Consider the following 24,326-nt stretch of genomic DNA (forward strand, 5'->3'; position numbering starts at 1 on the left):
CAGAATGACGGGCCAGCCATCACCGACCGAAGGAGTTTTCTCGGGTGGAACTGCCCGTCGAACTCGTCGAGGCCCTCGACCGGGCATGCGCGGGCGTTCCCCAGCGGCAGCTCGCCGCCTCGGTCGAACGGCTGATCGCGCGGTACCGGGACCCACGCCCGGCAGCGTCGCCGATTCTCGCCTCGACCGCAGACGTCACCGCCTACGCCGCCTATCGCATGCCTGCCACGTGGGCAGCGGTGCGCAGCGCGCTGGAGCGGTTCGCCGACCGAGCGCCCGGCTTCCGACCCGGGACGATGCTCGACATCGGCGGGGGCACCGGCGCGGCGTTGTGGGCAGCGGCCGATCTGTTCCCCTCCTTGGCGGAGGTGACCATTCTCGATCAGGTGGAGGAAGCGCTGCGGCTGGGGCACGAACTCGCGGCCGGCGCTACCACCGCGGCGATGCGCTCCGCCGCGTGGCGGCGCACCTCGTTCGCCGCTCGGGAACCGTTCGGCGCGGCCGACCTCGTCACCATCTCCTACGTGCTGAGCGAACTTTCCGCGGCAGACCAAGCCGACCTGGTGGCTCGGTCGGCCGAGGGGGCGGACGTGGTCGCGATCATCGAGCCTGGAACTCCGGACGGCCACCGCAGAATCCTCGCCGCCCGCGACATCTTGATCGAGGCCGAGCTGACTGTCGTGGCCCCCTGTCCGCATCAGCACGTGTGCCCGCTGGCCGAGGGGACGGACTGGTGCCATTTCAGCACGCGCATCAACCGCACCTCCCTGCACCGGCGGTTGAAGGGCGGCGAACTCGGCCATGAGGACGAGAAGTTCTGCTATGTGATCGCGTCCCGGACCGCGCACGCCCCCGCCCCGGGCCGCATCCTGCGGCATCCGGTCAAACGCAAGGGCTTGGTCACGCTGCAGGTCTGCACGGCCGACGACGGCATGCGGCAAGCTCTCGTCTCCAAGCGACACGGCGCGGCGTATCGCGGGGCAAGAGACGTGGCTTGGGGCGACGCCTGGCCGATATCCCCCCGCGCGGCGGATCGACCGCCAGCGCCCGAAGGAATCGATCAGTCGAAACACCGGTAACCGGGGAATAGAAATTCTCCGAACTGGCCGCTCGGACAAGCGGAATTTTGAATTTCCGCCCATGAAAAAATTGGCGGCGATAATTCGGATCGCCGAAAGACGCGGCACACTTTTCCTTCCCACCGCTTCCTCCCCGACTCCTTGGCGAACGACACGCCGACTCCCACGGCTGGTGGTTCTCGAGAAGCTTTCTGGACCGAACGGTATGGCGGCCATCGGCGCTTTTCAATAGGAGAGTTCGAACCGAGGACGCCAGCGCAGGTCAACGGTCCGAAAATGCTGTCCGGACCGGACAACCGCCCCGCCGTACGACCACGCTCACCAGCGAGGATGCGCTTGATGTTCCGCATGACGTGATCCGGTCCGGCATCGTGCCCGGTGTCACCGCGCTCCGCTCGCGTGCCGGGCCGCGAGCTCGATGCGCAGGCTCGTCCGCGGCACCATGTCCGGACCGGACGACTTTCCATCGCAACTGGCCTGCGAGAACTCGATAATTCCGGCAGCCGTCATTGAACCACGATCCCGCGCGTGCCATTCTTCCCAGGTACCGATCGATCCTCCTTTCAGAATTGGACTGGTTCACACTATGCGAGATATTGCCACCGCTTGGTTCCTTCGGCTCACCCGAGCGCGGGTCGCTCGGGCTTACCTGTACTACACGTGCGATCAATGGCCGCCCGTTCACTGATCGGGAAGGGGGGCTCCGTCGGAGATCTCGCCGCATTCCGGCGCGATCCGCTGTCCTGGCTCCGGCAGGCTCAGCGCACCGGCGGAGACGGCGCCCGGCTCGCCAGCGGGGTCATCGCGGTGTTCGAACCGGACACTGTGCACCGCGTGCTCGCGGAAACGAACACTAACTTCGTCATCGATTCGGGTGGCATCGCCGGAGCACGAGGCCGCGCGGCGCGACTGGCCCGGCTTCCCGCTTGGATGACGGTCCGGCGTGAATTGTGGCGCGGCTTCCGGGCTGACATCGTCGACGCCCACATCGCGCGATCGCCCCACTGGCTCCCCGCGGATCTGGCCGGCCTCGGAACCGAATTGGTCGGAACATGCCGCGATCTCTGCGGCCGGGGGATCGCCGACTTCTGCTTCGGCGGCGATGCGGAAACACAGTCGTTGATCGACGACATACACACTGCCGCCACGAATCTCTTCGCCAGCTCCTATGACACCATCGATCGCGCCGAGGCCCGGGTGCGCTGGCTGCCCAGACCCGCTGCGGCCGCGGCGGATTCGGCCAACCGGGAACTGATGGCGCTGCTGGCCGAATGTATCGGATCGCGTGCGCACTCGCCGCGACCCGCCGCGCCGCGCGACCTGCTCGATGTCCTGCTGCACGACGCCGAACCGAGGTCGAAGGCTCAGATCCTCGCGGTGCTGCGGATGGCGATGTTCGCCGCGCCCGGCGTTCCCGGCGTCGCCCTGTCGTGGCTGCTGCTTCGTCTGGGCACCCACGCGGACATCCGAGCGCGGGTCACCGACGAGCTGGGACGCAGCCGGTTGACCGCCGCGGGCTTGCCGACCGAAGCCGCCTACACACTCTCGGTGATCCGGGAGACACTGCGCCTGCACCCTCCGCAGTGGATTCTTTCGCGCACCGCCGTTCGCCCCACGGAGGTGGCGGGTTTTCGGATGAAACCCGGTCACGAGGTGGTTATGTGCCCATATCTGCTGCACCGAGATCATCGGTACTGGACCGAGCCGGACCACTTCGACCCCGATCGTTGGTCCAGCGGAGCCGCTGGCCAGCGCAGGCACGTCTATCTCCCGTTCGGCTCGGGCACGCGCGTGTGCCCCGGATCCCATCTCGGCACCATCGAGATGGTCCTCGCCGCGCGGCACGTCACCGCCGCCGGAGCCCTCCGGTTACCCCAACTCGCCCAGACCACATCAGAATTCGCCACATTGCTGCAGCCCGGCGGCATCCCGGTGAACCAGCGAAGCCGCAGGCAGGAGTCGAGCGAACTGTCCGATCTGACAGAGCGCGGGCACGTCTCACGATCTGTTGCTAGAACTTTCGGAAGAAGAAGGGAACCGACGAGGCTGCTGCCTCGTCCAAAGCTGTAAGACACCAAATTCGGGCACGGGGGCGGAACCGAGTGCCTGTACGAGCGGAACGGGGGCGGTGTTGACCGTGAGGCCAGCAGTTCACTTCAGTGGTGGGAACAATGCGCACTTCGCGCGCGAGGAGTTCGCGCGCAGATTCGCGGCGCTCTACGACGCGGCGGACAGCCCATCACTGCGTAGCGTCGCGATGCGGGCCCAGCGGCGTGCTCAGCAATCCAAGGGCGCGGCACGGCCGGTAACGGTCTCGGCGCAGCGGATCAGCGATTGGAAGGCCGGACGCAACGTTCCAGCGCGATTCGAGACGCTGGCTCCCGTCCTCGTAGAACTCGGCGAGCGCGTGCGGCGTCGTACGGGCGCATCCATCGAATTGCTGAGTATGCCGAGCTGGCGAGCGCTGTGGTCGATGGCCCGATCGCCGGTCGTCGAACAGACCGGGACACCCGAGACCGTCCCGTATCCGGGCCTCGACCCGTATCGGTCCTCGGTCACACCTCTTGCGGGGCGGGCTCGTGCCGTCGAGCAATTGGTCGGACTGGTGCAGGGGCCCGGCAGGTACCTCGCACTCGTCGGCGCCTCCGGGGTCGGCAAAACGTCACTGCTGCGGGCGGGACTGCTGCCCGCGCTGCAGTCGACGGCGCCGAATCGGCAAGCCGTGCTGCTGAGTCCCGGTGCGAATCCGATCCGGTCACTGATCGAAGCATCCGACCATGGGAACGTCGACCGCGTTTACGACGCCCTGCTCGAGCGAATGAAACCGAGCCGAAATGGCCGCCCCCTCATCATCATTGATCAGTTCGAGGACCTGTTCACCGATCGCTCGGATCCGCAGCAGGTGTCTCATTTCCTCGCCGTACTGCACAAGATCTCCGAGATGGCGCAGATTCTGCTGGTGATCCGCGCCGACGCCGTCGCGGCCTGCACCGGCGATCCGGTCCTGGCCGAGGCGATCGAGCACAACAGCCTCACCTTGGATTCGCTCGGCCCGCAGGACATCGCCTCGGCGATCACCGACCCGGCACGCGCCCACGGCGTCACCGTCCAGCCGGGTGTGGCGGAATTGCTGCAGTCAACGCTGATCGACCGGCTTCCGCCGCACCACGCGCACCCGGGATTCGCCGAGCCCGGCGCCGTGCCGCTGCTCTCGATGACCTTGCGCGCACTCTGGTCGACCCGCGAGAAGAACACGTTGACCGTGGCAGGGCTCGCCCGGATCGGCGGCGTGGCGGGCATCGTGGAACGCATGGCCGAAACGGCCTGGGACATGCTTTCCGATCAGGAGAAGACCGACTCCCGGCAACTGCTGCTCCACCTGGTCACGGTCCACACCGACGGCAGCGTTGTGCGCCGCTTCCTACCGCACATGGAGCTGGACCGGGTCGCCGCCAGGACGCCGTCCGGCTCCCGGCTCCTCGCACGATTGACCCGAGCCCGGATTCTCACCGTCGACGACCGATCCACCCATCTCGCGCACAATCTGCTCCTCACCTGGCGCAGGCTGAGCACCTGGATCTCCGACGAGAAGGCCGCGCTGATCTGGCGCAGGCGGACCGAATTCGACGCCGCCGAATGGGAATCCTCCGGTCGCGATCCGGCGCTCCTGTACCGCGGTGGCCGCCTGGTGACCGCGCTGCGCCACGCGGACCCGACCTTGGCCATCTCGGCAACCGAGTTCCTCGACGAGTCGATCAGGTTCGAACGAGACTCCGCCGCGACCATCGTGGCGTATCTCCGGGGAAGGGGCCGACATGACACCCCGGCAACAGGCCTCGATTTCCGGCTCGACAACACGCACTCTTCTATGACCGCGTGACCGCTTCGATGCGGCCCCCCGGCCGCGGAACAAGGCGGTCTGCTCAGCCCATAGCGGGCTTTCGACCCGGACGATGCCGATAGTCCCGCCCGTGAGCGGAAACTGCTGACATCTGGGCGGGATCACTGTTGGATGGCAAGCCGGCGACCTGCTCGGCTCCGACGATGGATGTGGTCGGGGCCGTCAGCGCAGCGTGACGCGCAGGAGAGGCTGGGGGTGCGACCTTGGCCGCCGATCCCCTGACGCCTGAATACGCCATGTCGCTCAACGAGTTCCGCGTGGTGTCAGCAGTGGGAAGACTGATGCCGGGCTTTAATGCGCCGCCAGTTAGTGGCACAATTCACAACGATCCAATAGCTACGTAAATCGGGCGTAACCATGTTCCGCTCAGGCCGTTGAGGAGCGATACCAGTGCGGATGTCGAGACGCGATTCCCGCTCACGACCGCGCTGTGCTGGGGCTTTCGCGTTCCGGGCGCCGGGTTCGGCCCACTGGTCGAGGTCACCCTGGGGCGAGGTGATCCCCGCGCGGCGTTCGGGCAGGGGCGTCCCGCAGGCCCCGCGGCGGTCCGGCCTTCTTCTGAAATCGAGGTGATCCGTCAAGTGCTGGAAACACAAACCAAGGTCGTGCGAAGTCTGGTGCCCGCCCGGATGGACCGGCTTCCGTGGACCAAGTTCCACTGGCTCATCGTCGTCGGGCTCGGCGTCTCCTGGATCCTTGACGGAATCGAGATCCAGATCGTCAGCAGCATGGGCGGGCCGCTGCAAGACGTCGAGGCGCTGCATCTGACGTCCGGGCAGGTCGGTGCGATGGCTTCGTGGTATCTGGCCGGTCAGGTCGTCGGCGCCTTGGTGTTCGGCAGGCTCACCGACCGGCTCGGTCGCAAGAAACTGTTCATCCTGACCCTGGCGATCTATCTGATCGGCAGCGGGTTGGCCGGTTTCTCGTGGAACGCGTGGTCGTTGTATCTGTTCCGCTTCATCGCGGGCACCGGAATCGGTGGCGAATACACGGCGATCAATTCCGCGATCGACGAGATCATGCCGTCCAGGTATCGGGGCAGGGTGGACATCGCGATCAACGGCACCTATTGGGGTGGCGCGGCATTGGGAGCGGCGGCGAGCCTGATCCTGTTCAACGAGAATTTCATCCCGACCGGCTGGGGATGGCGGATCGGATTCTTCATCGGGCCCGTCCTCGGCTTCATCATCATCTTCCTGCGCAGGCACATCCCGGAGAGCCCGCGCTGGCTGCTCACGCACGGGCGGGCCGAGGAAGCGGAGCGGACCGTCGATGAGATCGAAGCGCAGGTGCGCAGCCAGGGAATCGAGCTCCCTCCGGTCGACGAGAGCAAAGCCCTGGACATCGTGGACGCGGATCGGCTGTCCTACCTGCAGATGGCCAGGATCTTCTTCGGCCGGTACCCATCGCGTTCCTTCCTCGGCTTCACGATGATGGCCACGCAGGCATTTCTCTACAACGCCATATTCTTCACCGTCGGCTTGGTGCTGATCAATTTCTACGACGTGCCGTCCGATCACACGGGATACTATTTCTTCCCGTTCGCCGTCGGTAATCTGATCGGTCCTTTGGTGCTCGGCCCGCTCTTCGACAGCATCGGCCGCAGGAAGATGATCTGCGCTACCTATCTCGGCTCGGGTTTCCTGCTCTTCATTTCCGCTTGGGCATTCAACGCAGGCATCCTGAACGCCGTCACCCAGACTCTCTTCTGGTGCGTCATCTTCTTCTTCGCCTCCGCGGGGGCATCGTCTGCCTACCTCACGGTGAGCGAGATCTTCCCGCTCGAATTGCGCGGTCAAGCCATCTCGTTCTTCTTCGCCATCGCGCAGGGCGCGGGCGGGGTCGTCGCACCGTTCCTCTTCGGCCACCTGGTCGGTGGCGCCGACAACCCGAGTCCCGACCGGTTCCCGCTCACGGTGGGATACCTCATCGGCGCCGGGTTCATGATCTTCGGTGGTCTGGTCGCCTGGTTCTTCGGAGTGAACGCCGAAGGTCAGTCCTTGGAAGACATCGCGGATCCGCTGTCGGTGGCGAAAACGGAGGCGACGACTCCCGGCTTGGCCGTCGACGCCGAGGCGGGCGGCGACACCTCGACGGCTCCGGAGACAGCCACTCGCCGGCAACCGGCCGCACGGCAGCCCGCTGCCGTGGTCAGCGAGCCGTTGTCGGACGGCGCACCATGTACCGATTCGATCAAGGGGGACTAGCGAGATGGTGCAGCCAACTCCTTGGCGAGCGAGTCGTGACCGGCAGCAACAGGCAGCCTCGACGAGCCGCTCGCCGGGCGATACTCGAAAACGCCGGGTCGACGTCGCCAAACTTCGGGCGCGGCTGCCGAAACTCCGGGCCAGGATGCCGCGACTGCGAGCCAAGGCGCCGCAATTCCGGGCAGCGCTGCGACCGCTGGCTCTACTGCTCCGGGACAACTGGGGCTATCTGGGCGCCGCGGCTGGGAGCGTCGTCACGTTCACCCTCCTGTTCAAGCCGTGGCTCGCCACCGGAGGACCGGACGGCACGATCTGGAGCAATGCCTTCGGGCAAACCCATATCACCACTACGCTCGTCGGCCTCTGGTCGAAGAACCCGCCTGCTCACTCCAACCTGAGCGGCAAGTGGGCCGTTCTCGCCACAATCGCGATCTTCTTGACCGTCCTGGCCGCGCTGGCCAATCTCTGGGCGCGCACCGAGGCGCTGGCTCGTTTGACGACCGGCTCGGCGGTGGCGGTCGCGCTTTTCATCGCTTTCACGCTGATCTATCTCAACGGGGCTGGACCGGAGTTGCGCTCCATGATCGGCTCCGGCCCGCCCACCGACCTCGGCACTCAGGTCGGCTACGTGATCCGATGGGCTTCGGGCAACGGGCAATATCCGCTGCCAGGGCTTCGAAAGGTCGAGTTCTCGACCGCGAAACTCACCGGCACCGCGCTGCTGGCGGGAGCGACGGCGATGTTCTCGGCCGTCGCGGCTGTCGCGCAGTGGGTCCGGAGCATGAAGGCGCGCCGCGCCGCCGGCTGAGAGACGATCCGCATCGCGTCGCGGCCTGAGTACATGGGTCGCCACGTGCGGGGGCCGGCGGCGTCAGACGGCCGAGGGGCCCGGCGCCGCTGGCCCGGATCCGGGTGGGAGCACGTCGTAGCGCCGGGCGCATGGTCTACGTCACGACGAAGACTCCCTTTCCGGGGACGTGGGGCGCGTCCGTCGCGATCAGAACCTCCACGCGCCCCAGACCGGAGGGAATGGACACCGGCACCCAGGCGCCTGCGACGTTCTCCTCGGCCGGTGTGTTGTCATCGAGCCGGATCGGCGGCAGGGTGCCGAACACCCCGGTGTCGGAGTTACGCCAAGAGACCGTGACCGTGACGCCACAGGAGCCGCCGGGCCGGTCGGGCGCGAAGACGAATTCCGGGCGGATCCACAGCGTGGGGTCGCCGGAGTAGTTGCGGTCGGGGTCGTAGTAGGCGGCGATCATGCCGATGCCCGCGCCGCCCCCGGCACAGAGCGTTCGTGCCGGGGGGACACCGAGGGGGAGCGCGGATACCGCCGGGGCGGTCGCACCGAGTGCGCCGATGGACAGGGCCAAGACCGCCACACGATGCCGAACATTCACCCGCTGCTCCCTTCGTCGGACCGAAACTGTCTGTCTGCTGTGTCGACATGAGTTCGCGGAGTGTTAACGGGAGCCTATGTGGGGTGCGTTGAGTAGCCGTGATCCGGCACCGGAGTGCCCGGCAATTCAAGACAAGCGACCGCCGGTTGGAGATTGTGGCGGGGCGGGCCGATCGTGGTTCGGAAACGCTGCTCCTCGACCGGGGCCTCAGCCCCGCCCAGGAGCAGCGTTCGCCGGGGTCAGCCCGCGGCCGCGGAGTGCAGGTGTGCGCTCTCGGCGATGGCGGCCAGTTCCGCGTTGAAGCGATCGGCGGCTTCGATATTGCCCAAGTGCCCCGTGGGCCAGACGTGGTAGGCGGCCAGGTGACCGGTTTCCGCGAGCGCATCGGCGATGCGGCGGGACATGCGTTCGGGCAGCAAGCGGTCGTGGGCGCCCGCGATCACCGTGGTGGGCACGGTGAGAGCGGCGGCGGCTTCGGCGAGATCCATGTCGGCGAGTGCGGCGGCGTGCCTGCCGCGGGTGAGCGGCCTGCACGAGCGCACGATGCCGAGCGCGAACTCCACTTGGTCCGCGGTCGCGTGCGGGGTCATCACGCGGGCTTTGAGCAGCGCGCTGGTCGGCCAGCCGCCCGGCAGCGGGACCGGGGCGGTCAGCAGTGTCTCCGCGACGATCATCGGCATCCGCACGCTGGCGCCGAACAGGGTGAGGGGGCGATCCGCCAACGTCAACGGCTTGTTGAGCAGGGGAAGCAGATCCGTGTCGTAGCGGATGTTGCCCGACGTGCTGTTCAACAGGACGGCGGCCGCGGCCTGCTTGCGGACCTGCTCCGGATAGCGAGCCGCCCACGCCTGCACGGTGATACCGCCCATGCTGTGGCCGACCAGCACGGCACGCTGTCCTGGACGCAGCGTGGCAGCCAGCACGGCCGAGAGATCGTCGGCCAGCGACTCTTTGCTGGGCAGGGTCTTGCCCGGCTCGCTCGCGCCGTGGCCGCGCTGGTCGTAGCAGACCACCCGGTACCGGTCGGCGAACGCGTTGATCTGCGGGTTCCAGTACTCGATGCTGCAGCTCCAGCCGTGGATCAGCACGATGACATCGCCCTTGGCCGGACCGTACGCGTGCACCCGCAGGCGAGCGCCGTCTTTGGTGGTGACCGGAATGACCGCGTGGCGGGCGGTGGGCGCGTTCAACGACGCGGTCCGGAAGGTGCGGGACCGCAGTCCGGCGCGGTAGTCGGCGGTCAGCGCACCGTTATACGCGTCCGCCAGCGTCTTCATCGACTTCACCAGCATCAGGCACTCCTTTGTGTCCATCGTCACCGTACAGTGCAAGCAACGGTGCTTGCTAGTGTTAGCGCTGCACGCCGGTGTTCGTGGTCTATATCGGGGAGTACCCCCGGATTCGTACGGCAAAAGATCATTTCGGCAGAAAAAGTCGTACGTGCTTTTTCCGAGGTTGTCGGGCCTCGATGCCAAGATCGCGGCATGGCCGCCATCGAGTTCGCCGCTCCGATACCCGTCGTGCGCAGGTTCGACGTCGCGCGGACCTATGCGTTTTACCAGGACTACCTGGGCTTCGCCGTGGACTGGGAGCACCGGTTCGGCGCCGAGTTCCCCCTCTACGCGCAGGTCTCCCCGGACCGAGGCGACGCTTCATCTCAGCGAGCACCACGGGGACGGCACCCCGGGCAGCGTCGTGTGGATCGGAGTCGGCGCCGTAGCGGCGCATGTCACCGCCCGGTTACCGTTGACTGGTGGACATCGCGCATCCTGCCTCCGCCCCGGTGACGGACCCGGGAACCGAGCCGAAGACCGGGTGGCGCGGGGCGGCGCTCCCGCTGCTGGTGGCGGGCGTCGGCGTGGGTGTCGGCCTGCTGCTGCACGTGCGCGACCCGCACGTCGAAGGCTCCTACGGCACCTGTCCGGTCTACGCCCTGACCGGCTGGTATTGCCCCGGCTGCGGTGGGATGCGCGCCGTGCACAACCTCACCGACGGGCATGTCATCGATGCCCTGCACAGCAACTTGCTCGCGCTGCCGCTGGTTCTCGCCTTCGCGGTCTGGGTGCTGGACTGGACGGCGCAAGCGTGGCGCGGCCGGAAGATGCGGCTGCCGTCGATCAGCCGGACCACCATGTGGACATTCTTCGCGTTGCTGGCGATCTACACCGTCGTACGCAATACGCCGTGGGGAACCCTGTTCACACCCGTGTAACACGCGCATGGGCGGGCAGCCCCCAGGTATGAACGATTCGCTGAAGACCCGGGTGCGGGAGAAGTTGCTGCGCCAGCTCATCGAGGATCCGCGGGACGCCGAGCGCGACGACCCACGCCAGATCGCCGTGGCGACCGACCTGGACGCGCTGGCCAACGTGCCGGAGGACCATCCACTGGTCGAGGAACTCGCCGCGCGATACCTGGTGTTCTGATCAGGCCGTCGACGCGCCGCCGTGGGGCGGCAGCTGCGGTAGTCGCTCGGCGAGCAGCCAGCTGTCCCAGAGTGGGCGCAGTGACACCAGGCTGTAGTGCCCGGCCAGGTCGGTGAATTCCTCCGTGGTCACCGACGAGTGACGGTAGCGAATGGTCCATTCCCGGAGCAGGTCGAAGAAGGCCGAGTCGCCAAGTTCCAGGCGTAGCGCGTGCAGGGTGAGCGCACCCCGCTTGTAGACGCGATCGTCGAACATGCGTTGCGGTCCCGGATCGCCGATGACGATGTCCTGGGGTTCGCGGGCCAGGTTGTGCCGCGCGGCGCGGGCCAGCTGGTCGGCGGTGGGCCCGCCCGCCGCCTCCGACCAGATCCATTCCGCGTAGCAGGCGAAGCCTTCGTGCAGCCAGATGTCCCGCCACTGCCGGATGGTCAGGCTGTTGCCGAACCACTGGTGCGCCAGCTCGTGTGCGACCAGCCGTTCCGCGCCGCGGCGGCCGTCGCAGTGATTGGCGCCGAAGATGGAGATGCCTTGGGCTTCGATCGGAATCTCCAGCTCGTCGTCGGTCACGACCACGGTGTAGTCCGCGAACGGGTAGGGACCGAATTTTTCGCTGAAGACCTCGAGCATCCTCGGCTGACGAGCGAAGTCGTGGTCGAAGGCGGCGCGCAGCCGCGGCGGCAGGATCGCGTGCATCGGCACCGGGGCGTGCGAAGAACCGACGCGGTGCTTGCGATAGTGACCGATCTGGATCGTGGCCAGGTAGCTCGACATCGGCTCGGCCTGCTCGTACACCCAGGTGGTCTGACTGGACTTGGTCTGCTTGCGCAGCAGGGTCCCGTTGGCCACCGCGTAGTACGGCGAATCGGTGGTGATCGAGATCCGGTAGCTGGCTTTTGAACTCGGGTGGTCGTCGCAGGGGAACCAGGACGCCGCGCCATTGGGCTGGCTTGCCACGATCGCGCCTTCGGTGAGTTCTTCCCAGCCCACCTCGCCCCATGGCCCGCGCACCGGTTTCGGTGTGCCGCCGTACTGCACCACGAGCGCGAGCACGCCGCCGGCCGGAATCCGCTGTGCCGGGGTGACGACCAACTTGCCGTGCTGATGGGCGAATTTCGCGGCCTTGATCCCGTTGACCGACACTTTCGACACGCTCAGTGCCTGTCCGAGGTCGAGCGCGAACCGGGTGCGCGCCTCGGTGGTCACGGCGGTGACGGCGGCGCGTCCGGTGAGCCGGTTGGCGGACACCCGATAGGTCAGCTCCAGCTCGTACCGGGAAACCCGGTACCCCCGGTTGCCGTTCTGCGGGAGGTACTCGTCGATGGGGGCTTCGTAGAACTTGCCCGCCATCAGCGCGCCCCGGGGTCGCCCGTGAACCAAGGCGCGATCGGGTTGCCCCACCAGCGCGTCGAGGCCGGCACCGCGTCACCGCGCATCACCAGGGAAGCCGGGCCGATGGTCGCGCCGTCGCCGAGCGTCGACGCGGGCAGGGCCACGCAGTGCGGGCCGAGGGTGGCGCCCGCGCCCAGGGTGACGGTGTCCATGGCCATGATCCGGTCGTGGAACAGGTGGGTCTGCACCACACAGCCGCGTTCCACGGTCGCGCCGTCGCCGAGAGTCACCAGGTCCGCCTCCGGTAGCCAGTAGGACTCGCACCATACCCCGCGCCCGATCCGGGCGCCGAGGCCCCGAAGCCAGAGATTCAGGACGGGCGTCCCGGTCGCGGCGCGCGCGAACCACGGCGCGGCAACCGTTTCCACGAAGGTGTCGGCGACCTCGTTGCGCCAGACGAACGAACTCCACAGCGGATGCTCCTCGGCGCGGATACGCCCCACCAGCAACCATTTGGCGGCCACCGAGCTCGCCCCCGCCACGGCGCCGGCCGCGAGCAGCACCAGCCCGCTGAGCAGCCCGGCGGCCAGGTGGCCGAAGGTCTGCGCGAGCCAGGCGAGGGCGCACAGCACGCCGAGACCGATCGCGAAGGTCACCAGAACGGGGATCAAGCGGCAGGTCTCGACGAAGCCGCGGGCGACGCGCAGGCGGGCGGGCGGATCGAAGGTGCGCGCGGTGTCGGCGTTCTCCGCGGCGCGGCGCAGCCGGACCGGCGGGCTGCCCAGCCAGGACGAACCCGGCTTCGCTTTGGACGGCGCCGCCGACAGCACCGCGACCAACCCGTTCTTCGGCACCCGCCGCCCGGGGGCGGTCATGCCGGAGTTGCCGAGGAAGGCGCGCTTGCCGACCTTCGCCGCGCCGATGTGCAGCCAGCCGCCGCCGAGTTCGTAACCGGCGATCATGGTGTCGTCGGCCAGGAACGCGCCGTCCGCGACGGTGGTGAACTTCGGCAGCAGCAGCACCGTGGACGCCTCGACGCTCTTGCCGACCTTCGCGCCGAGCAAACGCAGCCACACCGGGGTGAGCAGGCTGGCGTACAGCGGGAACAGGAAGGTGCGCGCGGAATCGAGCAGGCGCTCGGTGGCCCATGCCTGCCAGCCGACCCGGCTGCGCACCGGGTGGTAGCCCTCGGTCAGGCCGATGCTCAGCAGCCGGACCGCGACGACGGTCGCCGCGGCGTAGACCCCCAGGCTCAGCAGGGTCGCGAGGGGCAGGACGGCGAACCCACGCGCGACACCGTCCGCGAGCGTGCGGGTGTCGCGAACGAACCAGGCGAGGATCGCGCCACCGGCTCCGATGCCGAGAATCGGCATGGCGGCCAACGCCATCGACGTGATGCCGAACACGCCGACCCAGCGCCGGGCCCGAGCGGGCGTGTGCGCGGGCCAGCGGTGCTGCGCCTTGCCCACCTTCACCGCGGGCGAACCGGCCCACTCCTGTTCCGCCTTCACCTTGCCCGCCACCGCGGAGCCGGGCGCCACCTCGGCGTTCCTGCCGATCTTCGTGCCGGGCAAGAGGATCGAACGGGAACCGACCACCGCGCCGGGGCCGACGACGATCGGGCCGAGATGCACCACGTCGCCGTCGATCCAGTAGCCGGACAGATCGACCTCCGGCTCGACGCTGCAGCCGTCGCCGAGTTCGAGCATCCCTGTCACCGGCGGGAGGCTGTGCAGATCGACGCCCTTGCCGATCTTCGCGCCGAGCGCGCGGGCGAACGGCACCATCCACGGGGCGCCGGACAGGCTCTCCGCGCCGCTGGCCTCGGACAGCCGCACGGCCGCCCACAACCGCAGATGCACCGAACCGCCGCGCGGATAGCGCCCCGGCCGGACCCCGCGCAGCAACAGCCGCGCGCCCGCCACGCAGATCGCCATGCGGCCGAGCGGCGAGATGAACAGCAGGAACGCGACCAGCGTCCACCACCAGGACAGCCGAGGCAGCCACGGCAGCGAGCCGGACCAGGCCGCGATATTGCCGACGATCGCCAGCCAGGTGAACCACTGCAGTCCGGTGAGCGTGGTGAGCGGAATGGTGGCGAGCACCTGCGCGGCTTGCGCGAGCCACGGCGTCGGCCGCACCGTCCGGTCGGCGACGGCCACGGCGGGCGTGGTCTGCTCCAGCAGTTCGGCGAGCGCGCCGAGGCGGGGGTGATCGTAGACATCGGCGACGGCGATCTGCGGATACCGTTCGCGCAGTGCGGTGACCAACTGCGCCGCCGCGAGCGAGCCACCGCCCAGGTCGAAGAAATCCGCGTCGAGATCGCCGACCTCGGCGCCGAGGATGGCATCCCAGAGCCCCGCGATCCACAGGGCCGTGCCGGTCAGCTCGTTGTCGTCGTCGTCATCGGCGGCGTTGGGCAGCGGCCATGGCAGCGCGTCGCGGTCGACTTTGCCGGAGGTGCGGGTGGGCAACTCCGCGACCACGGCGAGCCGGGGTACCAGCGGCGCCGGAAGCCGGCCGGCGAGGACGGCGCGCGCGGCCTTGGCATCGAAATCCGGTCCCGGCCCGGTCAGATAGCCGACCAGAAGTTTGTTGCCCGCTTTGGTGGTCCGGATGGCCGCCGCGGCGCCGGTGACGCCGGGCAGGTGCTGCAGAGCGTTGTCGATCTCGCCGAGCTCGATGCGCCGCCCACCCAGCTTGATCTGATCGTCGGCGCGGCCGAGGAAGACCAGACCGGCGCTGTCGTTGCGCACCAGGTCGCCGCTGCGGTACGCGCGCTCCCAGCCGACGGACGGCAGTGGGGCGTACTTCTCGGCGTCCTTGACCGGGTCCAGGTAGCGGGCGAGTCCGACGCCGCCGATCACCAATTCGCCGGATTCCCCCTCGGCCACCGGGTTACCCGCCGCGTCCACGACGACCAGGTCCCAGCCGTTGAGCGGCAATCCGATTCGGATCGGCCATCGGCCGTCCAAGCGCGCGGCGCACGCGACGACGGTGGCTTCGGTGGGGCCGTAGGTGTTCCACACCTCGCGCGTCGCGTCGCCGTTGCCGGCGAGCCGCTCGGCCAGTTCCGGCGGGACGGCCTCACCGCCGAAGATGAGCAGGCGCACCGCCTCCAGCGCCTCGACCGGCCAGGTCGCCGCCAGCGTGGGCACGGTCGAGACGACGGTGATCCGCCGCCGCACCAGCCAGGGGCCGAGATCGGCGCCGGTGCGCACCAGCTCGCGCGGCGCGGGCACCAGGCAGGCTCCGTTGCGCCAGGCCAGCCACATCTCCTCGCAGGACGCGTCGAAGGCGACCGACAGACCGGCGAGCACGCGGTCGCCGGGACCGATCGGGGCGTCCTGGAGGAACAACTCGGCTTCCGCGTCGACGAAGGCGGCCGCGTTGCGGTGGGTGACGGCAACGCCTTTCGGCGTTCCGGTGGAGCCGGAGGTGAAGATGATCCAGGCGTCGTCTCCGGGAGCGGGCAGCGTCGACCAGGTTTCCGGGCGCTCCCGCTCCGCCGCGCGGATGCCCGCGGCCGTGGTCTCGATGCCGTCCGCGGTCACGATCGCGGTGACCTGCGCCTCGCCGAATACCAGCTGGGCGCGCTCGTCGGGATCGTCGGCGTCGACCGGCACGTAGGCGGCGCCGGAGTACAGGACGGCGAGAATGGTCACGTAGAGCTCGCGTGTGCCCGACGGGATGCGCACGCCGACCCGGTCGCCCGGCCGCACACCCGCGGTGGCGAGACGGGCCATGGTCTTCTCGATCTCGACGACCAGCTCCAGGTAGGACAGCACCACCTGGCCGTCATCGATGGCAGGGGCCTCGGGATGAGCGAGCGCCGTCGCGGTCAGGATGTCGACCAGCGTCCTGGCCTCCGGCGCGCGGTCGCCGCGTGACAGCGGGCGCGCCCGCGCGTCGACGTCTGTCTCGAGCATGGTGCTCCGCGCACCTCCCATCGACTTGCCCACACTTTCGCGTTGTTTGTGTCATAGCTGGGTTACCAAAGGGCAAACGCCGCGCTGGCCAATCGTCCACGGTACCCGGGCTTGTCGTCGTCCGTTGTTCACCTGACCCGACGACGGACCGACCGGCGCGGTGCCCGTTGTTGCAGGTGGGATCGACATTCGCCGTCGCGGCGCGGCAATCGCTGGTCGGCGGGACGCCGTGCGGTTCGCCGGAAGATCGCTGTTTCGGGGATGTGATTCCGCTCATCGAAAGCGGAGGCCGCGATGAACACCAAGGGCCTATGCTCGGCTCCGGCCGGGCCGAGGAGGGGCGCGGCCGGTGCGGAACGGCATTCGCATTCGACTCGCGCCGGCCCGCTCCAGGCTTGCCGGTAACCGCTGAGCGAACCGCCTCGGGATGCTGCCGCCGGTGGCCTGCGTCAGTTGCCGAGCGACGTGCGGAAACCCGAGGCGGACACGGCTCGCGTGTTGTCGTGGGGGTGCTTGTAATGGCTCGCGTGCGGTGGTTATCTCCACGCGGTGCTCGTGAGGACTCGGGGTCGAGCGTGGTTGACAGCGCCGGGGCGCTTCTGCCACCCTCGGGTCAGGTCATGAGTGCCAGCGCGAAGCCCCGGCTTGCTGGCCGGCAACCCTCCTCCGCGGTGGGGTGCTCCGGGTGACGACCCGGCCGCCGCCCGACCGGGCGCGGCAAGCGCGGACTCGACGAATCATTCGATTGCGGGTCCCTGAGCCGACGGGATTTCACGTGATGACTACGACTGTCGACAACACCTGTGCCGCTCTCGCCCGGGTCTCCGGCGACGAACTGCGTGTGCCGCTCGTGCAAGGCGGGACGGCCACCTACGCCAACTTCGACTACGCGGCGAGCGCGCCGGCCTTGACCCAGGTCACCGACCGGGTGCAGCAACTGCTGCCGTACTACGCGAGCGTGCACCGCGGCGCAGGCTACGCCTCGCGGATCTCCACCGAGTGCTACGAGGCCGCCCGCGGGTCGGTCGCCCGGTTCCTCGACGCCGCCGACGACCAGGTGGTGGTGTTCACCCGCAACACCACCGATTCGCTGAACCTGCTCGCGTCCTGCGTCCCCGGCGACACGGTGGTGCTCGACATCGAGCACCACGCCAATTTCCTGCCCTGGACCAGGCGGGGCAGGCGCGTCGTGCGGGCGGCCGACACGGTCGAGGAGACCATCGGCAGGCTGGTGGCCGAACTGTGCAGCAGGCCCGCCGCATTGCTCGCGGTGACCGGCGCGTCGAACGTGACCGGGGAGGTGCTGCCGCTGGAGCGGCTGGCCACCGTCGCGCATCAGTGCGGCGCCCGGATCCTGGTGGACGCGGCGCAGTTGGCTCCGCATCGGCGAATCAGCCTGCGCGCCCGCGGGATAGACTACGTGGCTTTCTCCGGGCACAAGCTCTACGCGCCGTTCGGCGCGGGTGTGCTGGTGGGCAGGCGGGATTGGCTCGACGCGGCCCGGCCCTACCTCGCGGGCGGCGGCGCGGTGCGCGAGGTGAGCGCCGACGCGGCCGAGTGGGCGCCCGCTCCGCAGCGGCACGAAGCCGGCTCGCCGAACGTGCTCGGCGCCGCCGCGCTGGCCGCCGCCTGTGACGCGCTCTGTGCCATCGAAGCCGAAACCCTTGCCGCGCATGAACACCGGCTCGCCGACCGTCTCCGCGACGGCTTGGCCGCCATTCCCGGCGTCCAGCTGTTGCGCATCTGGGCCGACAGTCCCGACTCCGTCGGCATCGTCGCCTTCACCCTGGACGATTTCGTCCCCGGCCAGGTCGCCGCGTATCTCTCCGCCGAACACGGTATCGGCGTACGCGACGGACGCTTCTGCGCCCACCCGCTGCTCACCAGGCTCGGCTTGGACGGCGCGCTGCGCGCCAGCATCGGCCTCGGCACCACTTCGACCGATGTGGACCGTCTGATCGATGCGATCGCCACCTTGGTCGAAACCGGCCCTGCCTGGAACTACACCGCCGAGAACGGCGTGTGGAACCCCACCCCGGAAACCCGCCCGTTCAGCTCGACCGCCCCCACCGGCGCGGCCCCCTGCCTCGTCGGCTGAAGCCGCGCTTGTCCGTCGTTTCGTCGAAAAGGGCGCTTCAGCTGCCACACGTTATAGCATTCATGCTATGGGTTGGGGTATCGTGGAGTTGGAACCGGAGATACGCGATTGGGTGGAAAGGCTCCCCACGGTCGCATTCGCCCGGGGGGCGTTCTACATCGATTTGCTCGAAGACAAGGGACCGCTGCTCGGCGAGCCGTATACCCGGCAGCTAGACGGTAAGCTGCGGGAACTGCGGTTCTTTTTGGACAGTTTCGCGGTCCGGCTCACCTACTGGATTGCGCCTGGGCGTCGGATCGTGATGCTGACCGTGTTCGTCAAGACGAGGATGCGGGAGCATGCCGAGGTCGAGCGAGCGCGACGAGCGCTCGACCGCTGCATCGCGGAGCGGCATACGGCCGAGGAGGATGAGATCAATGGCTGAGCGTGGCGATTGGGCGGAAATCAGGAACCGCCGGATGAAGGAACGCGGCGCCGCGGAAGCATATGAGGCGGCTCGGTTGGCTTATGAACTGGGGCGGACAATTCGGCGGATGCGCGAGGAACGAGGCTGGAGCCAGACCGGACTGGCCGACGCCGCAGGTATGACTCAGTCCGCGGTCGCCCGGTTCGAGGCTGGTGGAACGGTGCCCAGCCTTCCTGTGCTGGAGCGGCTGGCCCGTGCGCTTGACGCCGAGCTGGTGGTGCAGGTGCGACCGAGAGTGGCGTAGCGGAACTCCGGGTCAGTCGCCGAGGGGGGTCGGCCGGTAGTAGCGCCCGTTGTAGTACAGCAGGGGCGCGGCGGACGGCTTCTCGTCGGTGTTGTCGTGGACTCGGGTGACCAACCCGACGACGAAGGTGTGGTCGCCGATGGGGATCAGTTGGTGCACCGTGGCGCGCAGCCAGATGGGGGTGCCGTGCAGGACCGGTTCGCCGGTGTCGAGGGCGGTCCACAGGGATCGGTCGGTGAAGCGTTCCTGCGCGGTGCGGGAGAACCGCTGGGCCAAGTGCTGCTGGTGTTCGCCGAGGAAATGGATGACGACGGACTCGGCGTCCAGCATCCCGGACAGGCTGGATGAGGTGTGCGCGATGTTGAACGAGACCAGGGGCGGGTCCAGCGACAGCGAGGCGAACGAAGTCGCGGTGAAGCCGACCGGTCCCTGCGGCGATTGCAGCGTGACGACCGTGACGCCGGCCGGATAGTGGCGCATGGACGCGCGATATTGCTCCGCGGTGATGCCGCTCAGATCGTCCGGAACCCGTAGTTCCGTTTCCGGCTGTGGTGCGTCGGTCACACCACGAAACTACGCCCGGTTTCCCGGCCGACGGCGGTGGCATATGTCGCATCCGGCCGATGACTGTGCTGCCCCGGCCGCGCGACCCGCGCTTTTCGGGACGCTCGCACCGGTCAGTCGACGTCGATCGGCAGCCCCGCGGTGATGCGCAGCAATTCCGGGAACGACGTGCGGAAGACGGTGTTCGGATGCCCGCCCGCGGCCCACAGCTCGCGATGGTGGGCCAGCGCGTTGTCCACCCAGGTGGGCAGGTTGGTCGGATGGCCGACCGGTGCGACCCCGCCGATGGGCTGGCCGGTCACCTCGCGCACCATGCTCGCGGGGGCGCGGGTCAGCGTTCCGTCCAGGCGCGCGCCGGTCTTCGCCAGATCGACCTGGTGCGCCCCCGAGACCAGCAGCAGCACCGGATCGTCGTCGAGCAGGAACACCAGTGACTTCGTGATCGCCCCCACGTCGACGCCCAGTGCCCGCGCGGCGTCGGCGGCGGTGTGGGTCGGCTCCGGCTGGGCGACGATGAGACCGTGATGGCCACGGGAGATGAGGGTGTCGGCGACCCGGCAGGCGACCGGTGGCAATGACGACCTGCGCATCCCACCAGGGTAGAGCGATAGCGGGCGAGACGCCGGGCGAGTCGCGCTGTCGGCTCAGTATTCCGGGTAGCCCTCGGCCGGGCCGAGCATCCGGGCGATCCGCACGCGGGTGATCCGCGCCAGCTCGGTCACGTCGCGCGCCGAGACCGGCTCGTGGGCAACTCCTTCGAAGGCGCGGTCGACATCCTGCTGCGAGAGCGCGAGCAGTTCGACATCGGCCTTGTTCAGCAACGCGTTGCGATCGGGATAGGGACGGGCGTCGGCCAGTGTCGCCGCCCACGTGACATTGCAGCAGCACTCGTACAGCGCGTGCACCGCGCGGCCGCGGGGCAGTTCGTTGAAGCGGTCGAGACCGATCCCGCGATGCATCAGCACGATGTCCTCCGAAGCCGGTGAATGAGGTTTGCTGACCTGCTCATGATCCGCTGTTCTCGCCCCCGGCACCCAGTACACCATCGCGAATTTGCACAGGCTTTACACGCGCCGAGTTCCGCTTTCCGAGTCGTGCGGCACCGGGTCGGGACACGGGTCCGGATTTGTCTCGATACGCTGTACAAATGACAGATTGGCAGGCTTTCACCGTCGAAACCAAGGATCACGTCGCGCAGGTGACGTTGATCGGGCCCGGCAAGGGCAACGCGATGGGTCCCGACTTCTGGCGCGAGCTGCCGGAGGTGTTCCGTGCGCTCGACGCCGATCCGGACGTGCGCGCGATCGTGCTGACCGGCTCCGGCAAACACTTCTCCTACGGTCTGGACCTGCCCGCCATGAGCGGCACGTTCGGCCCGTTGCTGGCCGATCGCGCGCTGGCCGCGCCGCGCACCGACTTCCTCGTCGACGTGCGCAGGTTGCAGGCCGCGATCACGGCCGTGGCCGACTGCCGCAAGCCGGTGATCGCGGCGGTGTCCGGCTGGTGCATCGGCGGTGGGCTGGACCTCATCGCGGCGGCCGACATCCGCTATGCCAGTGCGGAGGCGAAGTTCAGTCTGCGGGAGGCGAAGGTCGCGATCGTCGCCGACGTCGGCTCGCTGCAGCGGCTGCCCGGCATCATCGGTGAGGGCCACCTGCGCGAACTCGCCTACACCGCAAAGGACATCGACGCCGCGCGCGCGGAGAAGATCGGCCTGGTCAACGACGTCTTCCCGGACCAAGATGCGGTGCTGGACGCGGCGCACGCCACCGCGCGCGAGATCGCCGCCAACCCGCCGCTGGTGGTGCAGGGCGTCAAAGACGTGCTCGAGCAGCGGCGCAAGGACGAGATCGCCGCAGGCCTGCGTTACGTCTCCGCGTGGAACGCCGCGTTCCTGCCGTCGGAGGACCTCACCGAGGCGGTGAAGGCCGTCTTCGAGAAGCGCGCGCCCGAATTCCGCGGCCAGTGACGCCGGCGGCGCGCTCGCACCCCGGGCGGGCGCGCCGGGCCGGACCCCAAGGGTGGGTATCAAGGGTGGGCAAGGTGATTCGCCTCAGGGTTGCGTTGCCCTCACCCTAGGGGTGGCTGTGCGAGGTGCCGATCGCCCATATCGTTTGAGGCGTCGAAAATTTCATCTCGCATTCAGGAGCAAGAACAATGCGTATCAAGTCCTTCTTCGCCGCTGGTCTGCTGGCCACCGCCGCCGTCGCCGGGGTGTCGACGGCCGCATCGGCCTCGGCCGCACCGGTTTACCAGGAGGTCGCCTACGGCGGCACCTACGTCGGAACGTACGCCACGCTGAGCGCGTGCCGGGCCGACGGCGAGTCGCCGAGCACCGGCGGCTACTACTGGGAGTGCATCGAGACCTGGGACGGCTACGACCTGTACATCTACTACTGAGCCACCTGTCACAGAGAAGGGGCATCCGGAATCCGGATGTCCCTTTTCGCTTTTCGTGACGCCGGACGGCAGAGCGGGGAGCCGGTACCCACCGGACTCCCCGCTTTCGTTGTGCCCGAAGGGCTTCAGTGCCCGCCCTGGTCCTTCAGCCGCTGGATGGACGCCTCCACCTCGGCCTCGGCCTCGGCCCGCCCGACCCACTCCGAGCCCTTGACGTACTTGCCCGGCTCCAGATCCTTGTAGCGCTCGAAGAAGTGCTTGATCGCGGCCAGTTCGAACTCGGGGACGTCCTTCAGATCCTGGATGTGATCCCAGCGCGGATCACCCGCGGGCACGCACAGGATCTTGTCGTCGCCGCCGGCCTCGTCGGTCATCTTGTACATGGCGACCGGCCGAGCCTCGACGATCACGCCGGGGAACACCGAATCGGGCAGCAGGACCAGCGCGTCCAGCGGGTCGCCGTCCTCGCCGAGGGTGTTCTCGATGTAGCCGTAGTCGGCGGGATAGACCATGGACGTGTACAGGAACCGGTCGAGCCGGACCCGGCCGGTCTCGTGATCGACCTCGTACTTGTTCCGGGAACCCTTGGGGATCTCGATGGTGACGTCGAACTCCACGCCATCTCCTTCGTGCATCGGTGCCGAGTACGGACGACTCGGCTTCTTTTCGGCGACTGCCGACTCGGCCGCTGCGGAGTGCGCCGACTCGCCAGGTTGTTCAGGGGAACGGTTGCGCAACGAGGATAGTGTGGTCGGCGGGGACATGGGTGCGGCAGGCGGCTGCTGCGGGAATCGGTCAGGAGAGCGGCGGCGACGTGTTTGGTGGGAACGAGAACATCGGTGGGCTGGCCGCCCGGCGGCGCCGCAACAGATGGCTGTTGATCTCTGCCGTGCTGGTCGTGCTGGCCGTGGCCGCCGCGGTGACACTGCTGGCGGTGCGTCCGTGGACCGACGAGTTCCGCCACGGTGGCCTGACCATCGCCGCCCCGCCCGCGCCGGTCGAGCCGTCCCCGCAGGTGGGCCCGGCGCGGCCCGCCGGTTCCGCGCCGAGTCCCGCCGGGGTCGCCGCCGCGCTGGCTCCGGTGATCGCCAATCCGGACCTCGGCGCGTTCGCGGGTCAGGTGACCGATGCCGACAGCGGGACGGTGCTGTGGAGCGGCGACGCGAACCGGCCGATGATCCCCTCGTCCACCGCGAAGATCCTCACCACCGCGGCGGCCCTGCTCACGCTGCCCGCCGAGCACCGGGTGACCACGAAGGTGGTCGCCGGCGCGGCGCCGAACGAACTGGTGCTGGTCGGCGGCGGCGATCCGACGCTCACCGCGCAGCCGGACGGCAAGGGCTACTACCCGAACGGACCGCGGCTGTCCGAGCTGGTCACTCAGATCAAGGCCGCGGGCCGCGCGGTGGACACGATCGTCGTCGACCTCTCCGCCTACGCCGGCCCGGCCATGGCGCAGGGCTGGGACCCGATCGACATCCCCGAGGGTTCCATCGCCCCGATCGAGCCGGTGATGATCGACGGCGGCCGGTTGCAACCGCTCGTCGAGTACTCGCCGCGCACCGCGACGCCAGCCCTGGACGCGGGACGGCGGCTGGCCACCGAACTCGGCCTCGACCCGGCGCGGGTCAAGGCGGGCGTCGCGCCTGCGGGCGCGGCCGAGGTCGCCTCCGTGCGTTCGGCGCCGCTGCGCGACCGGCTGCGCGACATGATGGTCCACTCCGACAACGTGTTGGCCGAGGCGATCGGACGGGAGATCGCGACGGCCACCGGCGGCGAGGCCTCGTTCAGCGGCGGGGTCACCGCGGTGCGCACGGCGCTGAGCAAGGCCGGTTTCGATCTGTCCGGCCTGGATATGCACGACAGCAGCGGGCTTTCGGTGGACGACCGGATTCCCGCGCGTTTGCTCGACCGGGTGGTCGCGACCGCGGCCGGACCCACCGCCGCCACGGCGGTGCAGCAGACGGGCGCAAAGGCGAAGCCGGAGAACGACCGGCTGGCGGCCACTTTGGCGCCGATGCTGGACGACCTGCCGGTCGCGGGCGCGACGGGCTCGCTGACCAGCCGCTACGTCACCCGGGACCGTCAGGCCGCGGGCTGGGTGCGAGCCAAGACCGGAACTCTGTCGGTCTCCAGCGCGTTGGTCGGATATGTGCTGGACGCCGATGGGCGGGTGCTGACCTTCGCGCTGATGTCGAACGATCGACCGCCGGAGGTGAGCAGGCCCGCGTTGGACGCGATCGCAGGCACGCTGCGAAACTGTGGATGCTCGTGACGGGTGGT

Annotated in this window: 21 protein-coding genes, 2 pseudogenes and 1 riboswitch; of the genes and pseudogenes, 15 read left to right on the forward strand and 8 right to left on the reverse strand. The window is 68.6% G+C overall.

What is annotated here, in order from left to right; all coding sequences use genetic code 11:
* The first annotated feature begins 44 nt into the window (after positions 1-44).
* From ACWDMM_RS26520 to ACWDMM_RS26540, 5 genes are all read left to right on the forward strand, one after another.
* Complete coding sequence (locus ACWDMM_RS26520) at positions 45-1,079, forward strand: small ribosomal subunit Rsm22 family protein (RefSeq protein ID WP_195077984.1); 1,035 nt, start codon at positions 45-47, stop codon at positions 1,077-1,079.
* A gap of 669 nt (positions 1,080-1,748) precedes the next feature.
* On the forward strand, positions 1,749-3,149 hold the full coding sequence (locus ACWDMM_RS26525) for a cytochrome P450 (protein WP_449940058.1): 1,401 nt from the start codon (positions 1,749-1,751) through the stop codon (positions 3,147-3,149).
* A 67-nt stretch (positions 3,150-3,216) separates the two neighbouring features.
* A complete protein-coding gene (locus ACWDMM_RS26530) occupies positions 3,217-4,959 on the forward strand; it encodes an nSTAND1 domain-containing NTPase (RefSeq protein WP_357208945.1) in 1,743 nt (580 codons plus the stop codon).
* A gap of 602 nt (positions 4,960-5,561) precedes the next feature.
* The gene (locus tag ACWDMM_RS26535) at positions 5,562-7,187 is read left to right on the forward strand and encodes an MFS transporter (RefSeq protein WP_449940061.1); all 1,626 of its coding nucleotides are present in this window, start codon (positions 5,562-5,564) and stop codon (positions 7,185-7,187) included.
* Between the two features lie 145 nt (positions 7,188-7,332).
* On the forward strand, positions 7,333-7,995 hold the full coding sequence (locus ACWDMM_RS26540) for a hypothetical protein (RefSeq protein WP_195077989.1): 663 nt from the start codon (positions 7,333-7,335) through the stop codon (positions 7,993-7,995).
* Between the two features lie 136 nt (positions 7,996-8,131).
* Here ACWDMM_RS26540 and ACWDMM_RS26545 read toward each other — a convergent pair whose 3' ends face one another.
* Together ACWDMM_RS26545 and ACWDMM_RS26550 are read right to left on the reverse strand one after the other, a co-directional pair.
* Positions 8,132-8,587: a hypothetical protein gene (locus tag ACWDMM_RS26545; RefSeq protein WP_195077990.1), complete on the reverse strand. Its 456-nt coding sequence runs from the start codon at positions 8,585-8,587 to the stop codon at positions 8,132-8,134.
* Positions 8,588-8,826: 239 nt separating this feature from the next.
* Complete coding sequence (locus tag ACWDMM_RS26550) at positions 8,827-9,879, reverse strand: alpha/beta fold hydrolase (protein ID WP_357110632.1); 1,053 nt, start codon at positions 9,877-9,879, stop codon at positions 8,827-8,829.
* Between the two features lie 192 nt (positions 9,880-10,071).
* Between ACWDMM_RS26550 and ACWDMM_RS26555 the strand changes: the two are divergent.
* The 4 genes and pseudogenes from ACWDMM_RS26555 to ACWDMM_RS26570 form a co-directional block, all read left to right on the forward strand.
* Positions 10,072-10,152, forward strand: a pseudogene (locus ACWDMM_RS26555) (VOC family protein); the annotation flags it as partial.
* Positions 10,136-10,267 (forward strand): annotated as a pseudogene (locus ACWDMM_RS26560) (hypothetical protein); the annotation flags it as partial. The pseudogenes ACWDMM_RS26555 and ACWDMM_RS26560, both read left to right, overlap by 17 nt.
* A 73-nt stretch (positions 10,268-10,340) precedes the next feature.
* The gene (locus ACWDMM_RS26565) at positions 10,341-10,799 is read left to right on the forward strand and encodes a DUF2752 domain-containing protein (RefSeq protein WP_323124571.1); all 459 of its coding nucleotides are present in this window, start codon (positions 10,341-10,343) and stop codon (positions 10,797-10,799) included.
* A gap of 28 nt (positions 10,800-10,827) precedes the next feature.
* Complete coding sequence (locus ACWDMM_RS26570; RefSeq protein WP_195044543.1) at positions 10,828-11,013, forward strand: hypothetical protein; 186 nt, start codon at positions 10,828-10,830, stop codon at positions 11,011-11,013.
* Here the strand turns inward: ACWDMM_RS26570 and ACWDMM_RS26575 are convergent, their stop codons facing one another.
* Together ACWDMM_RS26575 and ACWDMM_RS26580 are read right to left on the reverse strand one after the other, a co-directional pair.
* Positions 11,014-12,360: a M1 family metallopeptidase gene (locus tag ACWDMM_RS26575; protein ID WP_357208949.1), complete on the reverse strand. Its 1,347-nt coding sequence runs from the start codon at positions 12,358-12,360 to the stop codon at positions 11,014-11,016.
* The gene (locus ACWDMM_RS26580; protein ID WP_449940065.1) at positions 12,360-16,271 is read right to left on the reverse strand and encodes a Pls/PosA family non-ribosomal peptide synthetase; all 3,912 of its coding nucleotides are present in this window, start codon (positions 16,269-16,271) and stop codon (positions 12,360-12,362) included. The genes ACWDMM_RS26575 and ACWDMM_RS26580 overlap by 1 nt, the downstream gene beginning before the upstream one ends.
* A gap of 616 nt (positions 16,272-16,887) precedes the next feature.
* Positions 16,888-17,001: riboswitch (SAM riboswitch) on the forward strand.
* Between the two features lie 48 nt (positions 17,002-17,049).
* On the opposite strand from ACWDMM_RS26580, the gene ACWDMM_RS26585 reads away from it, so the two are divergent.
* From ACWDMM_RS26585 to ACWDMM_RS26595, 3 genes are all read left to right on the forward strand, one after another.
* Positions 17,050-18,369, forward strand: coding sequence for an aminotransferase class V-fold PLP-dependent enzyme (locus ACWDMM_RS26585; RefSeq protein ID WP_449940067.1), 1,320 nt, complete (start codon positions 17,050-17,052; stop codon positions 18,367-18,369).
* Between the two features lie 67 nt (positions 18,370-18,436).
* Complete coding sequence (locus ACWDMM_RS26590; protein WP_195077995.1) at positions 18,437-18,793, forward strand: type II toxin-antitoxin system RelE/ParE family toxin; 357 nt, start codon at positions 18,437-18,439, stop codon at positions 18,791-18,793.
* Positions 18,786-19,079 (forward strand): helix-turn-helix domain-containing protein, encoded by a 294-nt coding sequence (locus ACWDMM_RS26595; RefSeq protein WP_195077996.1) that lies wholly within the window; start codon positions 18,786-18,788, stop codon positions 19,077-19,079. The genes ACWDMM_RS26590 and ACWDMM_RS26595 overlap by 8 nt, the downstream gene beginning before the upstream one ends.
* A gap of 12 nt (positions 19,080-19,091) precedes the next feature.
* Here ACWDMM_RS26595 and ACWDMM_RS26600 read toward each other — a convergent pair whose 3' ends face one another.
* The 3 genes from ACWDMM_RS26600 to ACWDMM_RS26610 all read right to left on the reverse strand — a co-directional run bounded on the left by ACWDMM_RS26600 (position 19,092) and on the right by ACWDMM_RS26610 (position 20,602).
* Positions 19,092-19,559, reverse strand: coding sequence for a flavin reductase family protein (locus ACWDMM_RS26600; RefSeq protein ID WP_195078389.1), 468 nt, complete (start codon positions 19,557-19,559; stop codon positions 19,092-19,094).
* Positions 19,560-19,756: 197 nt separating this feature from the next.
* Entirely contained in the window at positions 19,757-20,233 is a 477-nt protein-coding gene (locus tag ACWDMM_RS26605) for a YbaK/EbsC family protein (RefSeq protein WP_449940069.1), read from the reverse strand.
* A 54-nt stretch (positions 20,234-20,287) separates the two neighbouring features.
* Positions 20,288-20,602 carry a 2-oxo-4-hydroxy-4-carboxy-5-ureidoimidazoline decarboxylase gene (locus ACWDMM_RS26610; protein WP_397071648.1) on the reverse strand — a complete coding sequence of 105 codons (315 nt, stop codon included), beginning with the start codon at positions 20,600-20,602 and terminating at the stop codon, positions 20,288-20,290.
* A 188-nt stretch (positions 20,603-20,790) separates the two neighbouring features.
* On the opposite strand from ACWDMM_RS26610, the gene ACWDMM_RS26615 reads away from it, so the two are divergent.
* Both ACWDMM_RS26615 and ACWDMM_RS26620 read left to right on the forward strand, forming a co-directional pair.
* Entirely contained in the window at positions 20,791-21,612 is an 822-nt protein-coding gene (locus tag ACWDMM_RS26615) for a crotonase/enoyl-CoA hydratase family protein (protein ID WP_195077999.1), read from the forward strand.
* Between the two features lie 188 nt (positions 21,613-21,800).
* A complete protein-coding gene (locus tag ACWDMM_RS26620) occupies positions 21,801-22,043 on the forward strand; it encodes a hypothetical protein (RefSeq protein ID WP_067794586.1) in 243 nt (80 codons plus the stop codon).
* A gap of 125 nt (positions 22,044-22,168) precedes the next feature.
* Here ACWDMM_RS26620 and ACWDMM_RS26625 read toward each other — a convergent pair whose 3' ends face one another.
* Positions 22,169-22,660, reverse strand: a complete 492-nt coding sequence (locus ACWDMM_RS26625; protein ID WP_195078000.1) for an inorganic diphosphatase — start codon at positions 22,658-22,660, stop codon at positions 22,169-22,171.
* A 218-nt stretch (positions 22,661-22,878) separates the two neighbouring features.
* On the opposite strand from ACWDMM_RS26625, the gene dacB reads away from it, so the two are divergent.
* Positions 22,879-24,318, forward strand: a complete 1,440-nt coding sequence (gene dacB, locus ACWDMM_RS26630) for a D-alanyl-D-alanine carboxypeptidase/D-alanyl-D-alanine endopeptidase (RefSeq protein WP_195078390.1) — start codon at positions 22,879-22,881, stop codon at positions 24,316-24,318.
* The last annotated feature ends 8 nt before the right edge of the window (positions 24,319-24,326 follow it).

The organism is Nocardia sp. NPDC003726, from assembly GCF_053586955.1.

What these genes read in the sequence shown, in the direction of transcription:
- ACWDMM_RS26525 (WP_449940058.1), top strand. Translation starts at nt 1,749, where the DNA reads ATGGCCGCCCGTTCACTGATCGGGAAGGGGGGCTCCGTCGGAGATCTC.
- ACWDMM_RS26575 (WP_357208949.1), bottom strand. Translation starts at nt 12,360, where the DNA reads ATGGCGGGCAAGTTCTACGAAGCCCCCATCGACGAGTACCTCCCGCAG.
- ACWDMM_RS26610 (WP_397071648.1), bottom strand. Translation starts at nt 20,602, where the DNA reads ATGCATCGCGGGATCGGTCTCGACCGCTTCAACGAACTGCCCCGCGGC.
- ACWDMM_RS26570 (WP_195044543.1), top strand. Translation starts at nt 10,828, where the DNA reads ATGAACGATTCGCTGAAGACCCGGGTGCGGGAGAAGTTGCTGCGCCAG.
- ACWDMM_RS26550 (WP_357110632.1), bottom strand. Translation starts at nt 9,879, where the DNA reads ATGCTGGTGAAGTCGATGAAGACGCTGGCGGACGCGTATAACGGTGCG.
- ACWDMM_RS26585 (WP_449940067.1), top strand. Translation starts at nt 17,050, where the DNA reads ATGACTACGACTGTCGACAACACCTGTGCCGCTCTCGCCCGGGTCTCC.
- ACWDMM_RS26595 (WP_195077996.1), top strand. Translation starts at nt 18,786, where the DNA reads ATGGCTGAGCGTGGCGATTGGGCGGAAATCAGGAACCGCCGGATGAAG.
- ACWDMM_RS26605 (WP_449940069.1), bottom strand. Translation starts at nt 20,233, where the DNA reads ATGCGCAGGTCGTCATTGCCACCGGTCGCCTGCCGGGTCGCCGACACC.
- ACWDMM_RS26590 (WP_195077995.1), top strand. Translation starts at nt 18,437, where the DNA reads ATGGGTTGGGGTATCGTGGAGTTGGAACCGGAGATACGCGATTGGGTG.
- ACWDMM_RS26580 (WP_449940065.1), bottom strand. Translation starts at nt 16,271, where the DNA reads ATGCTCGAGACAGACGTCGACGCGCGGGCGCGCCCGCTGTCACGCGGC.
- ACWDMM_RS26600 (WP_195078389.1), bottom strand. Translation starts at nt 19,559, where the DNA reads ATGCGCCACTATCCGGCCGGCGTCACGGTCGTCACGCTGCAATCGCCG.
- ACWDMM_RS26540 (WP_195077989.1), top strand. Translation starts at nt 7,333, where the DNA reads ATGCCGCGACTGCGAGCCAAGGCGCCGCAATTCCGGGCAGCGCTGCGA.
- ACWDMM_RS26620 (WP_067794586.1), top strand. Translation starts at nt 21,801, where the DNA reads ATGCGTATCAAGTCCTTCTTCGCCGCTGGTCTGCTGGCCACCGCCGCC.
- ACWDMM_RS26615 (WP_195077999.1), top strand. Translation starts at nt 20,791, where the DNA reads ATGACAGATTGGCAGGCTTTCACCGTCGAAACCAAGGATCACGTCGCG.